At 67.9% G+C, this 14027-nt stretch carries 12 protein-coding genes; 1 reads left to right on the forward strand and 11 read right to left on the reverse strand.

Annotation, left to right across the window (positions count from 1 at the left end):
• The first annotated feature begins 63 nt into the window (after positions 1-63).
• A complete protein-coding gene (locus tag N1027_RS18970; protein WP_259510214.1) occupies positions 64-2520 on the forward strand; it encodes a glycoside hydrolase family 2 protein in 2457 nt (818 codons plus the stop codon).
• On the opposite strand, the gene der is transcribed toward N1027_RS18970, so the two are convergent.
• The 11 genes from der to N1027_RS19025 all read right to left on the reverse strand — a co-directional run bounded on the left by der (position 2517) and on the right by N1027_RS19025 (position 13987).
• Positions 2517-4055 (reverse strand): ribosome biogenesis GTPase Der, encoded by a 1539-nt coding sequence (gene der / locus N1027_RS18975; protein ID WP_259510216.1) that lies wholly within the window; start codon positions 4053-4055, stop codon positions 2517-2519. The genes N1027_RS18970 and der overlap by 4 nt on opposite strands.
• On the reverse strand, positions 4045-4734 hold the full coding sequence (gene cmk, locus N1027_RS18980) for a (d)CMP kinase (protein ID WP_259510217.1): 690 nt from the start codon (positions 4732-4734) through the stop codon (positions 4045-4047). Before cmk ends, der begins: the two co-directional genes overlap by 11 nt.
• A complete protein-coding gene (locus N1027_RS18985) occupies positions 4731-5819 on the reverse strand; it encodes a prephenate dehydrogenase (RefSeq protein ID WP_259510219.1) in 1089 nt (362 codons plus the stop codon). Before N1027_RS18985 ends, cmk begins: the two co-directional genes overlap by 4 nt.
• Entirely contained in the window at positions 5816-6664 is an 849-nt protein-coding gene (locus N1027_RS18990; RefSeq protein ID WP_259510221.1) for a pseudouridine synthase, read from the reverse strand. The genes N1027_RS18985 and N1027_RS18990 overlap by 4 nt, the downstream gene beginning before the upstream one ends.
• On the reverse strand, positions 6661-7266 hold the full coding sequence (gene scpB, locus N1027_RS18995) for an SMC-Scp complex subunit ScpB (protein WP_259510229.1): 606 nt from the start codon (positions 7264-7266) through the stop codon (positions 6661-6663). Before scpB ends, N1027_RS18990 begins: the two co-directional genes overlap by 4 nt.
• A 1-nt stretch (position 7267) precedes the next feature.
• Positions 7268-8101, reverse strand: coding sequence for a segregation and condensation protein A (locus N1027_RS19000; RefSeq protein ID WP_259510231.1), 834 nt, complete (start codon positions 8099-8101; stop codon positions 7268-7270).
• Positions 8085-8978: a ParA family protein gene (locus N1027_RS19005; RefSeq protein WP_372499783.1), complete on the reverse strand. Its 894-nt coding sequence runs from the start codon at positions 8976-8978 to the stop codon at positions 8085-8087. Before N1027_RS19005 ends, N1027_RS19000 begins: the two co-directional genes overlap by 17 nt.
• A gap of 239 nt (positions 8979-9217) precedes the next feature.
• Complete coding sequence (gene xerD / locus N1027_RS19010; protein ID WP_259510234.1) at positions 9218-10150, reverse strand: site-specific tyrosine recombinase XerD; 933 nt, start codon at positions 10148-10150, stop codon at positions 9218-9220.
• Positions 10151-10161: 11 nt separating this feature from the next.
• Positions 10162-10806: an NUDIX domain-containing protein gene (locus N1027_RS19015; RefSeq protein ID WP_259510235.1), complete on the reverse strand. Its 645-nt coding sequence runs from the start codon at positions 10804-10806 to the stop codon at positions 10162-10164.
• Positions 10799-12523 carry a CTP synthase gene (pyrG, locus tag N1027_RS19020; RefSeq protein ID WP_308199808.1) on the reverse strand — a complete coding sequence of 575 codons (1725 nt, stop codon included), beginning with the start codon at positions 12521-12523 and terminating at the stop codon, positions 10799-10801. The genes N1027_RS19015 and pyrG overlap by 8 nt, the downstream gene beginning before the upstream one ends.
• Before the next feature lie 39 nt (positions 12524-12562).
• On the reverse strand, positions 12563-13987 hold the full coding sequence (locus tag N1027_RS19025) for a hypothetical protein (protein ID WP_259510236.1): 1425 nt from the start codon (positions 13985-13987) through the stop codon (positions 12563-12565).
• Positions 13988-14027: the final 40 nt, after the last annotated feature.

Genomic DNA, 14027 nt, shown 5'->3' on the forward strand with positions numbered 1-14027 from the left:
GACCCCGCTTGCGCTTATACATATAAGCGACTATCAGTTGATTCCGCGACGAAACGGAGTTCGATGATCACGCGCACCGCCCTCAGCCACGGTTGGACACTCGATCTTGCTCCCGGAACGGATTCCTCGAGGGTTCCTGCGCACATCCGCGATGCCCTGCCGATCCCCGCGACCGTCCCGGGAACCGTGCACACCGACCTCCTCGCCGCCGGCCTCATCGTCGACCCCTATCTCGACCTGAATGAGATCACGCTCGACTGGATCGGTCGAGCCGAGTGGGTCTACTCGCTTCCCCTCCGTCACTCCCCCGCGCCGGGCGACCGCACCGTGCTCGCCTTCGACGGCCTCGACACGGTGGCCTCCGTCACCGTGAACGGAACGGTCGTCGCACGCACCGAGAACATGCACCGCCGATACGAGATGGATGTCACGGAGGTGCTCGGCGGCGGTGACGACATCCTCGAGGTGCGGTTCCATTCCGCCTGGGCTTTCGGCGAGGCGGAGCGCAAGCGCATCGGCGAGCTGCCGAATATCTATCCGGCTCCGTTCAACTATCTGCGCAAGATGGCCTGCAACTTCGGCTGGGACTGGGGGCCCGCGCTCGTCACCGCCGGCATCTGGCGCGCTGTGACGCTCGTCAGCGGCCCACCGTCGCGCATCGCCCGCGTCAGCCCGCATGTCACGGTCACCGGGGCCACCGGACGAGCGCTTTTCGAGGTGGAGCTCGCCGCTCCCGCCGGGACGGCACTGCGCCTCGATGCTCGAATCGGTCATTCGCACGCGCGCGCCGACATCGAAGCCGGAGCGGTCAGCGCGCTCGTGGAGGTGTCCGTGCCCGAGCCGGAGCTGTGGTGGCCCACCGGGCTCGGCGACCAGCCCCTCCACGAGGCATCCGTGCGCCTGCTCGAGGGCGACACGCTGCTCGACGAGTGGCGCGAGCGCATCGGGTTCCGGACCGTGCGACTCGACACCTCCGCCGACGAGATCGGTTCGGCCTTCGCCTTTCTCATCAACGATGCGGCCGTTCCCGTGCGCGGGGCGAATTGGATTCCCGACGACTGCTTCCTGCCGCGCGTCACCGAGCAGCGTCTGCGGGAACGACTCGTCCAGGCGGTCGACGCGAACATCAATCTGCTCCGCATCTGGGGTGGTGGAGTCTACGAGAGCGACACCTTCTACCGGCTCTGCGATGAGCTCGGCATCATGGTCTGGCAAGACTTCCTCTTCGCCTGTGCGGCCTACCCCGAGGACGAGCGGCTCGCCGCCGAGGTCGCCGCCGAGGCGCGCGACAACGTGCAGCGGCTCCTGCCACATCCGAGCCTCGTGCTCTGGAACGGCAACAACGAGAACATCTGGGGCTGGTTCGACTGGGACTGGCAGCAGCAGATCGGCGACCGCACGTGGGGGCTCGGCTACTACCTCGACCTCCTGCCGGAGATCGTGGCGACGGTCGATCCGAACCGTCCCTACTGGGCCGGCAGCCCCTATTCCGGAACGATGGACGTGCATCCGAATGCCGACGAACACGGCCTGAAGCACATCTGGGATGTCTGGAACGAGCTCGACTACCGGCACTACCGCGACTCCGCGCCGCGATTCGTGTCCGAGTTCGGCTGGCAGGGGCCGGCGGCCTACTCCACCATCGCGCGATCGATCCGCGACCGCACCCTGACCTCCAGGTCACCCGGCACGCTGCACCACCAAAAGGCGAACGCCGGCAATCACAAGCTGGAGCGGGGCCTCGTCCCCCACCTCGATGTGCCGGTCGACTTCGACGACTGGCACTTCGCCCTGCAACTGAACCAGGCCTGGGCCATCGGGCTGGGCGTGCGCCATTTCCGGTCACTGCATCCGCGATGCTTCGGCACGATCGTCTGGCAGTTCAACGACTGCTGGCCGGTGACATCGTGGTCGGCGGTCGACGGCGACGGCCGCAAGAAGCTTCTCTGGTATGCCTTGCGGGATGCGAACGCGACCGCGCTCCTGACGGTGCAGCCGCGCGCAGAGGGTCTGGCCGTGGTCGCCGTGAACGACCGCTCGGATTCGTGGCGCATCCGTTTGACGGTGCGACGGCTCTCCTTCGACGGGCGCGAGCTGGCCCGGTTCACCGGCCGGTTCGCCGCCGATCGGCTGGCGACCGCGGAGATCCGGCTCCCACAGGATGTCGCAACAGCCACCGACCCACGCTCCGAGTTGCTCGTCGTGGAGAGCGACACGGGTGAACGCGACATCTGGTTCTACGCCGAACCCCGTGACCTCGACCTCCCGACAGCCCGATTCGACACCACGATCGAGCGTCGCGGGGAGGTGGTCGAACTCACCGTCACCGCGCACACCGTGCTCGTCGACCTCAGCGTGTTCCCCGACCGCCTGGCCCCAGCGGCCGAGGCCGACACCTCGCTCGTCACGCTGTTGCCGGGCGAGAGCACGGTGTTCCGCATCACGGGTCTACCACCGCACCTTGACGAGCCGCTCGTCGAGCGTCCGCAGCTGCGAACGCTCAACGAACTGCTGCACTAGCGCTTGCGCTTCTCGCGCACCCGCATGTTGACCACGATCGGTGATCCCTCGAAGCCGTAGATCTCGCGCAGTCGACGCTGCACGTAGCGGCGGTAGCCGGGGTCGAGGAAGCCGGTCGCGAACAGCACGAAGGTCGGCGGGCGCGACGCGGCCTGCGTTCCGAACAGGATGCGCGGCTGCTTGCCTCCGCGCACGGGGTGCGGATGCGCCGCCGTGAGTTCGGCGAGGAAAGCGTTGAACTTGCCGGTCGGAATACGCGTGTCCCACGAATCCAGCGCGAGCTCGAGCGCGGGCACGAGCCGCTCCAGGTGCCGCCCGGTGCGCGCCGAGATGTTCACGCGCGGCGCCCAGGTGACGTGCGCGAGATCCTGCTCGATCTCGCGTTCGAGGTAGCGGCGCCGCTCGTCGTCGAGCAGGTCCCACTTGTTGAACGCGAGCACGAGCGCGCGGCCCGATTCGAGCACGAGGTCGATGATGCGCAGGTCTTGCACCGAGATCGGCTCGGTGACATCCAGCACCACGACGGCCACTTCGGCCTTCTCCAGAGCAGCGGATGTGCGCAGCGACGCGTAGAAGTCGGCCCCCTGCTGCAGATGCACGCGCTTCCGGATGCCGGCGGTGTCGACGAAGGTCCAGACCTTGCCGCCGAGTTCGATCTGCTCGTCGACCGGGTCACGGGTGGTGCCTGCCATCTCGTTGACCACGACACGTTCCTCGCCCGCCGCCTTGTTCAGCAGCGAACTCTTGCCCACGTTCGGCCGACCCAGGATGGCGACGCGACGCGGCCCGCCCACTTCCTGCTTGGCGACGTTGGAGACCTCGGGCATCTTCTCCATGATGATGTCGAGGAGGTCGGCCACCCCGCGGCCGTGCAATGCCGAAACCGGGTACGGCTCGCCGAGCCCGAGCGACCACAGGGCCGAGGCGCCGGGCTCCTGCCGCACGTCGTCGACCTTGTTGGCGGCGAGGAACACGGGCCGATTCGCTCGGCGAAGCAGCTTCACGACGTGCTCGTCGGTGGCGGTGGCGCCCACGTTCGAGTCCACCACGAACAGCACCACGTCGGCAAGGTCGATCGCGACCTCGGCCTGCGCGGCGACGGCGGCGTTGATGCCCGAGGCATCCGGCTCCCAGCCGCCCGTGTCGACGAGGGTGAACCGGCGCCCGTTCCACTCCGCTTTGTACGCCACACGATCGCGCGTAACACCCGGCGTGTCTTCCACGACGGCTTCACGACGCCCCAGGATGCGGTTCACCAGCGCCGACTTGCCCACGTTCGGGCGGCCCACGATCGCGAGCACCGGCAGTGCGGGCAGATAGAAGATGCCGTCGGGGTAGTCGTCGGAGAGCTCGAGCAGGTCGAGGTCGCCCTCGTCGAGCTCGTAGTCGTTGAGGCCCGAGCGCAGGGTCGCTGCCCGCTGCTCCGCCAGATCTTCGTCGACCTCGGCGAGCCGCGTGACGAGGTCGTCGTCGGGCGCGTCGAACTCCTCCGGGTCGTTGACGGGGCTGGAGGTGGGGTTCTGGCTATCCGCCATGCGAGGTCCTCGCTGTCTGAACGACTTCGACCACCGCGGAAACGGTCTGCTCGAAGTCGAGGTCGGTGGAATCGACGGTGGTGACGCCGTCGGCGGCGTTCATGAAGTCGACGACGCGAGAATCCGCTTTGTCGCGAGACCGGAGGGCCTCACCGACGGCGGCGGCCGACTCGCTGGTCAGTTCCTTAGAACGCCTCGCCATTCTAGCGTCTTCTGTGGCGGTGAGCAGGATGCGCACCGGCGCATCCGGCGCGACGACCGTCGTGATGTCCCGGCCCTCGGCCACGATCCCGTCGAACGGGGTGCCCGCCATGATCATCCGGAAGCGCTCGTTGAGCCAGCGCCGCACCTCGGGGATGCGCGCGACGAGGCTGACCACGCCGGTGACACGCGGCTCGCGGATCGCCTCCGTCACGTCCGCGGAGCCCACGCGCACGTAGTAGTCGTCGGGGTCGGTGCCGATCCGGAAGTCGAAGTTCGGCAGCTCGGCCACGACGTCCGACGCCTGGGCGGCGTCGATCCCCCGCACCATGAGGTGCCACGACAGCGCGCGATACGACGCCCCGGTGTCGAGGTAGGCGAAGCCGAGGGCTTTGGCAACGGCGCGGCTCACGCTCGACTTGCCGCTGCCGGCGGGGCCGTCGATCGCCACGATCACGGGTGTTGAACCGGTGCTCATCCGGCGATCCTCCATCCACGGTCCGCGAGCGCGGCCGTCAGTCGTTCCACGGCCTCGGGCAGCACCGCGATCTCGGCGAGGCCGATCTGGGCGCCGGGCGAATGCTCGAGGCGCAGGTCTTCGAGGTTCACGCCGATCTCGCCCATCTCGGTGAGCAGTCGCGCCAGTTCGCCCGGGGTGTCGTCGACCATCACGACGAGCGAGGCGAAGCGCCGATCTTGACCGTGCTTGCCCGGGATGCGGGCGACTCCGGTGTTGCCGCCGGCCAGTTCTTCGGCGATGCTGCGGCGCGATCCGGGTGCCACCGGGTCGGCGAGCGCGTCGATGAAGCGGTCGAGGTCGGCGCGGAACTCCTCCAGCACCGACACCACGGGCGCAGCGTTCGCGCCGAGGATCTGCACCCACAGCTCGGGGTCGCTGCTCGCGATGCGCGTGACGTCGCGAAGTCCCTGGCCCGCCAGGTTCACCGCCGCATCCGGAGCGCCGGCGAGGCGACGTGCCATCAGGGTCGACACCACCTGCGGGGCATGCGAGACGAGAGCGACGCTCGAGTCGTGCTCCTCGGCGGTCATCTCCACGAGGGTCGCGCCGAGGTCGAGGATGAGGTCGTCGACCGCGGCGGCGGTCTGGTACGAGATTCCGGCATGGCCGGCCACCACCCACGGTCGGCCGAGGAACAGGTCGGCGCGGCCCGACATCGGGCCGCCCTTCTCGCGCCCGGCGAGGGGATGCGATCCCACGTAACGGGTCACGTCGCCGCCCGCGGCGATCACGGCGTCGAGGATCGGCTTCTTCACGCTCGCCACGTCGGTGACGACGGCGCGCGGGTAGGCCGAGAGCTCGCGCACGATGACGGATGCGGTCACGTCGGGCGGCACGCACACCACCACGATCTGCGGTTCATCGCCATCCGTCGCTCCCCGTCCGGCGCCGTAGTCGACGGCGATGCTGACGTTCGTCGGCGACGCGTCGGAGAGGATGACGTCGACCCCGCGAGCGCGGAGGCCCAAACCGATACTGGTGCCGAGCAGGCCCACCCCGACGACCCGTACGGGCCCCGTCAGACGGCTCTCGACCACGGTCACTCCTCGGTTTCTTCGACGGACTGCGGCGACCCGTCCGACTCCTCCGACCCGGCAGCGGGCGGTCCCACTTCGTCGATGGCGTCGCGCGACAGGGTGAGCAGCAGGCCGACTTCTACTTTAGTCAGGTCGCGCAATCCGCCCGCCTTCAGGGTGCCGAGGTTCAACGGCCCGAAGGAGCGCCGCACCAGCTCGGTGACCGGGTGCCCCACCTCGTGCAGCATGCGACGCACGATCCGGTTGCGCCCGGAGTGCAGCGTCAGCTCCACGATGGAGGTCTCACGGTCGACGTCGAGCAGTCGCGCCTTGTCGGCGGAGATCGGACCGTCTTCGAGGTCGATCCCGTTCGTGAGCTTCGAGACGGTCTGCGGGCTGACCCGCCCGTCCACCTTCGCGATGTAGGTCTTCAGCACACCGAACGACGGATGCGCGAGCACGTGCGCCAGGTCGCCGTCGTTGGTGAGGATGAGCAGTCCGCTGGTCTCGGCATCCAGCCGCCCCACGTTGAAGAGGCGCTCTTCGTACTGCTCGGTGTACCGCTGGAGGTCGGGCCGGCCGTATTGGTCGGCCAGCGAGCTCACGATGCCGATGGGCTTGTTGAGCATCACGTAGCGCTTCGCCGGGTCGAGCTGCACGGCGACGCCGTCGACGGAGACCTGGTCGTTCACGGGGTCGATCCGGCGCCCGAGCTCGATCACGACCTGGCCGTTGACCTCCACCCGCCCGGCCTCGATCAGCTGCTCGGAGACGCGGCGCGACGCCACGCCGGCAGCCGCCATCACCTTCTGCAGGCGAACGCCCTGGGGTTCTGCGTTGTCGTCCCACGGGGGGATCTCGAAGGGGGTCATCGTGCCATTCCGATCTCGTCGAATCCGTCGCTGCCGTCGTCGAGCAGCGGCGAGATCTTCGGCAGCTCCTCGAGCGAGTTGATGCCGAGCTGCGTGAGCAGCATGTCCGTCGTGCCGTAGAGGATCGCGCCGGTCTCCGCCTGAGTGGAGACCTCGGTGATGAGTCCGCGACTCAACAGCGTCCGCACCACGGAGTCGACGTTGACGGCGCGGATGGAGGCCACTGCGCCGCGGCTGATCGGCTGCTTGTAGGCGATCACCGAGAGCGTCTCCAGTGCGGCTTGCGAGAGCCTCGACGGGTTCTGGGTGAGCACGAAGTCGGCCACCAGCCCGTCCCATTCGCCGCGCACGTAGATGCGCCAGCCGCCCGCCACCTCGCGCAGCTCGAATCCTCGGCGCACGGAGTTCGGGGCCACACCGTCGTAGTCCTCGACGAGCCGTTCGATCCCCTGGCGCACCACGGGCACCGGGCGGGCGAGCGCCGTTGCGAGCGACACCAGGCTCTGCGGCTCATCGGCCACCATGAAGATCGCTTCGAGCGCCCGGTCGACGTCGATCTGTGCGATCGGCTCCGCGACGCTCTCGTCCCGTTCTTCCGTCATCTCAGTTGTCATAATCGGCTCCCAAGTTGGCCAGGTTGTCTTCGTTCCAGTTCTCGGCCGTCCAGCGCAGCGTGAGTTCGCCGAGCGGTTCGAGCTGTTCGAACGAGATGGAGGCGTGCCGGTAGAGCTCGAGCACGGCCAGGAAGCGGGCGATCACCACCCCTTTCTCGGCGATGCCCACGATCAGCTGCCGGAACGAGACCGGGGCGCCCGACGACCGCAACACCGCCACGACGTGCGCCGCCTGTTCCCGGATGCTCACGAGCGGCGCGTGCAGGTGCTCGAGCCCCACGACGGGGATCTCCCGTGGTGCGAGCGCGAAGGCGGCGAGCGCCGCGAAGTCGTCGGCCGAGAGCGTCCACACCAGCTCCGGCGTCTGCTGCCGGTACTTCTCTTCGAGCCGCACCTGGCGCGGCCGACGTGTCGACTCCTCGTCGAAGCGATCGGCCAGCCACGCCGACACCTCCTTGAAGGCGCGGTATTGCAGCAGACGCGCGAACAGCAGGTCGCGTGCTTCGAGCAACGCCACGTCTTCGGCGTCCACGAGCTCGCCCTGCGGCAGCAGCCCCACGATCTTCAGGTCGAGCAGCGTCGCCGCCACCACGAGGAATTCGGATGCCCGGTCGAGCTCCACGTCGGAGTCGAGGTTCTTCAGGTAGCCGATGAATTCATCCGTCACCCGGCTGAGCGAGATGTCGGTGATGTCGAGTTCGTGCTTCGAGATGAGGGTCAGCAGCAGATCGAACGGCCCCTCGAAGTTCGACAGGGTCAGCGAGAAGCCGGGTGCGGTCGCCGCCCCCTCTGGCGCGAGCTGGTTCTCAGGCGATCGCGCCACGGGCGACCAGTTCTCTGGCCAGCTGCTTGTACGACTTGGCCGAGGAGTGCTCCGGTGCGAACTGGGTGATGGGCTTACCGGACACGGTGGCGTCGGGGAACTTCACGGTGCGACCGATCACGGTCTCGAACACCTTGTCGCCGAAGGTCTCCACCACGCGTTCGAGCACCTCGCGCGAGTGCAGGGTGCGCGGGTCGTACATGGTGGCGAGGATGCCGTCGAGCACGATGGCGGGGTTCAGCCGGTCGCGGATCTTGTCGATCGTCTCCACCAGCAGCGCCACCCCGCGCAGCGCGAAGTACTCGCACTCGAGCGGGATCAGCACGCCGTGGCTCGCCGTCAGCGCGTTCACGGTGAGGAGGCCCAGTGAGGGCTGGCAGTCGATCAGGATCACGTCGTATTGGTCGCTCACCTTGCGCAGAACCCGCGACAGGATCGACTCGCGTGCCACCTCGCTCACGAGGTGCACTTCGGCGGCCGAGAGGTCGATGTTGGCCGGGATGATGTCGAGGCCCTCGACGCTCGTGTGCTGGATGGCCTCGTTCGGGTCTTTCAGCGTGCCGAGGAGGAGGTCGTAGATGGTGGGGGCGTCATGCGTCAGCACACCGAGACCGGCCGAGAGAGCACCCTGCGGGTCGAAGTCGATGGCGAGCACCTTGCGGCCGTATTCGGCGAGCGCCGCTCCCACATTGACACTGGTCGTCGTCTTGCCGACGCCGCCCTTCTGGTTGCAGAGCGAGATGATGCGCGCCGGCCCGTGCGACTTCAGTGGTGCCGGCACCGGGAACTCGCGGAGCGGCCTGCCGGTGGGGCCGATTTTGGGGAGATCGAGGCCCGCCAGCTCATCGGCCTGCTTCTTCTTCGCCGTTCTCGTGATCCTGGTCGGCACCGAAGTCACTCCTCGTTCCTGCCCGCCATCCCGGCGGACTTGACTGATTCTATGCCGGAGTGGCTGTGCTTCGCGCAGCCACTCCGGGCGTCGCCGGTCCTCGCCCGGCGCCGCGCGACATGTTCGCGTGTGGTCGCTACCGCGGCCGCGCGCTTACCCTGGGTCATCGAGTAGGGCCTGTTGCGTGCATTCTCATCTCCGACCACCTGGAATGTGCAACGCTCATCTCACCTGGCCCGCGGGTGTGCCGTCTGGTACATGTCGATCAACGTGTCCGCGGTCACGTGCGTGTACAGCTGCGTCGTCGTCACCGACGAATGCCCCAGCAGGTCCTGCACCACCCGCACATCCGCGCCGCCCTGCAGGAGGTGGGTGGCGAAGGAGTGCCGGAAGGTGTGTGGCGAGATGTGCGTCTCGAGCTTCGCCCGATCGGCCGCGGTCTGGATCACGAGCCAGGCGGCCTGTCGGCTGAGGCGTTGGCCCCGGATGCCCAGGAACAACGCCGGCGTCGACGGACCGCGCACCGAGAACACCGGTCGCACCCGCACGAGGTACGCATCGAGGGCGGCTCGCGCATACCGCCCCACGGGCACGATCCGCTGCTTGCTGCCTTTTCCGGTCACCCGCACGATGTCCCCGTCCTGCACGTCGTCGACGTTGAGGTCGACCACCTCCGAGATGCGCGCACCGGTGGCGTAGAGCAGTTCGAGCAGCGCGCGGTCACGCAACGACACCGGGTCGTCGCCGCCCGTCGCGGTCAGCAGCCGGTCCATCTGCTCGATCGAGATGGCCTTGGGCAGGCGCAGGGCGAGTTTCGGCGGCTTCACCTCGCGCGCGGCATCCGTGTCGACGAGGCCCTCCTCGGCCAGGTAGCGGTGGAAGCTGCGCACCGACGACAGGATGCGCGCGATCGACGAGGCGCTGAGCTCGGTCTCGCTCGCGGTGCGGGCCGCCTGGGTGAAGGCGCTGATGTCGGCCTCAGCCACCACCGCGACGTCATCGATCCCCCGCGAGCGCAGCCAGTCCGCGTAGCGTCCGAGGTCGCGGCGATACGCGGCGACGGTGTTGGCGGCCAGTCCCCGTTCGATCGTGATGTGGCGCAGAAAACCGTCGATCGCCCGGTTGATCCCGGTCGGTTCCGCCGCCACCTGCTGGGTCATGGTCGCCGGTGCTACTCGGCGGCGTGTCCGGTCGCCGCCCCGCGGAACCGCGGATGGGCGGGCCAGGCGTCGTCGGCGGCCCGCAAGGTCGCCCAACCCTGCGCGCGAGAGGCGTGGGCGGCGAGGGTACCGATCACGAGCGAGGGGTTCTGAACGCGGCTCGCGAGCACGGCCTCGAACAGCTCGTCGAGGCTCACCCAGCGCTTCTCCATGTCGGCCTCCTCGCCCTCGCGGGCGAAGGCGGCGGTGGCGCTGAGTCCGCGGGCGACGAAAATGCGGATGGCCTCGTTGTTGCCGCCCGGGGTCGTCACGTAATCCATCAGCACGTGCCAATCGGATGCGGCGAGGTCGACCTCCTCCGCCAGCTCGCGTTTGGCGGCGTCGAGCGGCGATTCGGTGTCGACGTCGAGGAGACCGGCGGGCGGCTCCCATTCGCGACGGCGCACCGGATGCCGGTACTGCTTGATCAGCAGCACCCGGTCGTCGTCGTCCAGCGCGAAGATCGCGACGGCCCCGGGATGGTCCACGAAATCGCGGTGCAGGGTCGCACCCCCGAAGTCGAAACCTTCACGGCGAACGTCCCAGACGTAGCCGTCGAACACGACCTCGCTCGACGAGACGGGCGCCTCGGCGAACTCGTCGGCCAGCTCAGGCATCGGCATCCTGCACCGGGAACAGCCGGGTGGCTTCCTGACGCTCGAGCGACGCGGCAACCAGACCTTGGAACAACGGATGCGGCCGGCTGGGCCGCGACCGCAGCTCCGGATGCGCCTGGGTCGCCACGTAGTACGGGTGCACGTCGCGCGGCAGCTCGACGTATTCCACCAGGTGTCCGTCGGGCGAGACGCCGGAGAACCACAGGCCGGCATCGGCGATCTGCTCGCGGTACTTGTTGTTCACCTCGTAACGGTGACGGTGGCGCTCGGCAGCTGAGGATGCGCCGTAGACCTCTTCCACGATCGATCCGGCCGCGAGTTCGGCTTCGTAGAGACCGAGGCGCATGGTTCCGCCGAGGTCGCCGCCGGCGATGATGTCGACCTGCTCGGCCATCGTCGCGATCACGGGGAACTCGGTGTCGGGGTCGAACTCGCTCGACGAGGCGCCCGGAAGGCCCACCACGTTGCGGGCGTACTCGATCACCATGCACTGGAGGCCGAGGCAGAGCCCCAGGGCCGGGATGCCGTTCTCGCGGGCGAAGCGCAGCGCGCCGAGCTTGCCCTCGATGCCGCGCACGCCGAATCCGCCGGGCACCAGGATGCCGTCGACGCCCTCGGCCCCGGAGAGCTCGCGGGCGGCTCCCTCGGGCGTCTGGCAGTTGTCCGACGGAATCCACTTGATCTTCACCTTCGTACGGTGGGCGAACCCGCCCGCCCGCAACGCCTCGGTCACCGAGAGGTAGGCGTCGGGCAGGTCGATGTACTTGCCCACCAGACCGATCGTCACCTCGTGCTTGGGCTCGTGCACGGCGTCGAGCAGCGGCTGCCAGCCCGACCAGTCCACGTCGGTGGCCTTCGATCCGAGGTCGAGGTGGTCGACGATGTAGGCGTCGAGTCCCTGCTCGTGCAGCATCGTCGGGATGTCGTAGATCGAGGGAACGTCGATGGCGTTCACCACGGCCTGCTCGTCGACGTCGCACATCAGCGCGATCTTGCGCTTGTTGCTCTCCGAGACGGGCCGGTCGCTCCGCAGCACGAGCGCGTCGGGCTGGATGCCGATCGACCGGAGGGCGGCGACCGAGTGCTGCGTCGGCTTCGTCTTCTGCTCACCCGAGGCGTTCATGAAGGGCACCAGCGAAACGTGCACGAAGAAAACGTTCTTGCGGCCCAGCTCGTGGCGAACCTGGCGGGCCGACTCGATGAACGGCTGCGACTCGATGTCGCCCACCGTGCCGCCGATCTCGGTGATGATCACGTCGGGGCGGGAGGCGTCGTGAGCCTGGAGGCGCATCCGTCGTTTGATCTCATCGGTGATGTGCGGAATGACCTGCACCGTGTCGCCCAGGTATTCGCCGCGGCGCTCCTTGGCGATGACGCTGGAATAGATTTGACCGGTCGTCACGTTCGCGGCCTGATTCAGGTTGATGTCGAGGAACCGCTCGTAGTGACCGATGTCGAGATCGGTCTCCGCGCCGTCGTCGGTCACGAAGACCTCGCCGTGCTGGAACGGGTTCATCGTTCCCGGATCGACATTGAGATAGGGATCGAGCTTCTGCATCACGACGCGGAGTCCGCGCGCGGTGAGCAGATTGCCCAGGCTGGCGGCGGTGAGGCCTTTACCCAGAGAGGAGACGACACCCCCGGTGACGAAGATGTGCTTCGTCAGTTTCGAGTCGTTTTGGTTGTTCTTACGTTCCGCGTCATGAGCATCGTCCACGGAGTTCCATCCTAACAGTGCTGCGACGCCATTCGTCGTTCACGAGATGAGCAAGTCGTCGTCGGACTTCTCGGCGGGGTTGTCCGGTTCCTCCGCCTCCGGCACCTCCACCACCACGATCTCCGGTGGCACGGGCCGCTGCAGCAGCTCGACGAGCAGCAAGAGCACCACCGCGATCACCGCGGTCCAGATGATCTGCCCCGTCGACAACGGGCGCAAGAACAGGATGAAGGCCGCCGCGGCCACACCGATCAGCACCTGGATGAGCACTCGCTGCTTACCGAGCACCCGCCCGAAGGCCCCCGTGGAGATCCCGCGCGCGTCGCCGATGGCACGGAGCCGCGTCGCGGCGTCTCCGAAGGCTCGGCGCAGAGCCGGTGCCGGTCGGTAAGGACCGACGGCCCAGCTGATCACCATCACCGTGAACGCGAGCACCGCCACCGCCACGACCGTGCTGGCGATCATCGACGTCACGGTGTCGTAGATCACTCCCGCGGCGTCGATCGGCACGTACCGCGGAGCGATCGACGCGACCGTCACCAGGTTCCCGATCCGCAGACCGATCCCGAGCAGAACCATCAGCGCGCCGAGCGACAACCCCGTCCAGAACAGCGCCACGGTGCGGCGTTTCGCCGCCACGACGCCCGCTGCCAGAAAGGCGATCGCGATCCACGGCAGCCACACCCCGAGGCTGACCGCCAACCCGTAGGCGAGGGTGAGCTGACCGAAACTGTCCGACTGCGCCACCACGATGTTCATGTCGACGCTGGGGATGGCATCCGCGAAACTCAAGCCCTGGTCGATCATGGCGGCTTTCACCGCCTCGATGATCGGGCCGAGTTGCACCGAGAGCTCCCCTGAGGAGGAGATCGAGAGGGCACCCGCCGGATCGTTGGTCATGGCCGCCACCAGCTGCTGGTGACTCACCCGGAGCGCCTGCTCCCAAATGTCGGCGAAAGCCGGAGATTCGACGAAGTTCGTCACCACCGTGGTGGCGAGCGACTGCAGGCCGAGCGCCGCGGGCCTCTTCAGCGCAGACAGGGCAGCGGATGCGGCCGGCGGCAACCCCAGTTCGTCGACCGCGTCGAACACGTCACTGGTGGTCTTCTCGAAGTCGACCTGCTCTTCGACAGCGGTCATCACCTCCTCGATCACGAAGGCCTGAATGGCGGCATCTTCGGCCAGCGGCGCGAACGTCGAGACGAAGGCCTCGGTGTTCGCCAGTTGACTCTGCGTCCAGGTCGCCGCAACGGCCACCGGCGCCAGAATCAGGCCGATCACCACGAGAACGACGGATGCGACGGTGCGGCCTCGCCCTCGACGCCGGCGTTTGACGGGCTCCAGACCACTCTCAGTGTCGAGCGGAAGGGTGTCGGCGAGTCCCGCATGCGCCCGTAGCCGCTCGTTCTCCGCCTGGAGCTGTTCGACCATCGCGGCCAGCTCGCTGTTCGTCAACCGTGCCATCGTCTCGTCCCCTTCAACCCCCTAGGTGGCTACAGTGTGG

This window comes from Herbiconiux aconitum (genome assembly GCF_024979235.1).
GTDB classification, from domain to species: Bacteria; Actinomycetota; Actinomycetes; order Actinomycetales; family Microbacteriaceae; genus Herbiconiux; species Herbiconiux aconitum.

Coding starts and splice junctions, on each gene's coding strand:
- xerD (WP_259510234.1), bottom strand. CDS start 10,150: ATGACCCAGCAGGTGGCGGCGGAACCGACCGGGATCAACCGGGCGATC.
- N1027_RS18970 (WP_259510214.1), top strand. CDS start 64: ATGATCACGCGCACCGCCCTCAGCCACGGTTGGACACTCGATCTTGCT.
- N1027_RS19015 (WP_259510235.1), bottom strand. CDS start 10,806: ATGCCTGAGCTGGCCGACGAGTTCGCCGAGGCGCCCGTCTCGTCGAGC.
- scpB (WP_259510229.1), bottom strand. CDS start 7,266: ATGACGGAAGAACGGGACGAGAGCGTCGCGGAGCCGATCGCACAGATC.
- der (WP_259510216.1), bottom strand. CDS start 4,055: ATGGCGGATAGCCAGAACCCCACCTCCAGCCCCGTCAACGACCCGGAG.
- cmk (WP_259510217.1), bottom strand. CDS start 4,734: ATGAGCACCGGTTCAACACCCGTGATCGTGGCGATCGACGGCCCCGCC.
- N1027_RS18990 (WP_259510221.1), bottom strand. CDS start 6,664: ATGACCCCCTTCGAGATCCCCCCGTGGGACGACAACGCAGAACCCCAG.
- N1027_RS19025 (WP_259510236.1), bottom strand. CDS start 13,987: ATGGCACGGTTGACGAACAGCGAGCTGGCCGCGATGGTCGAACAGCTC.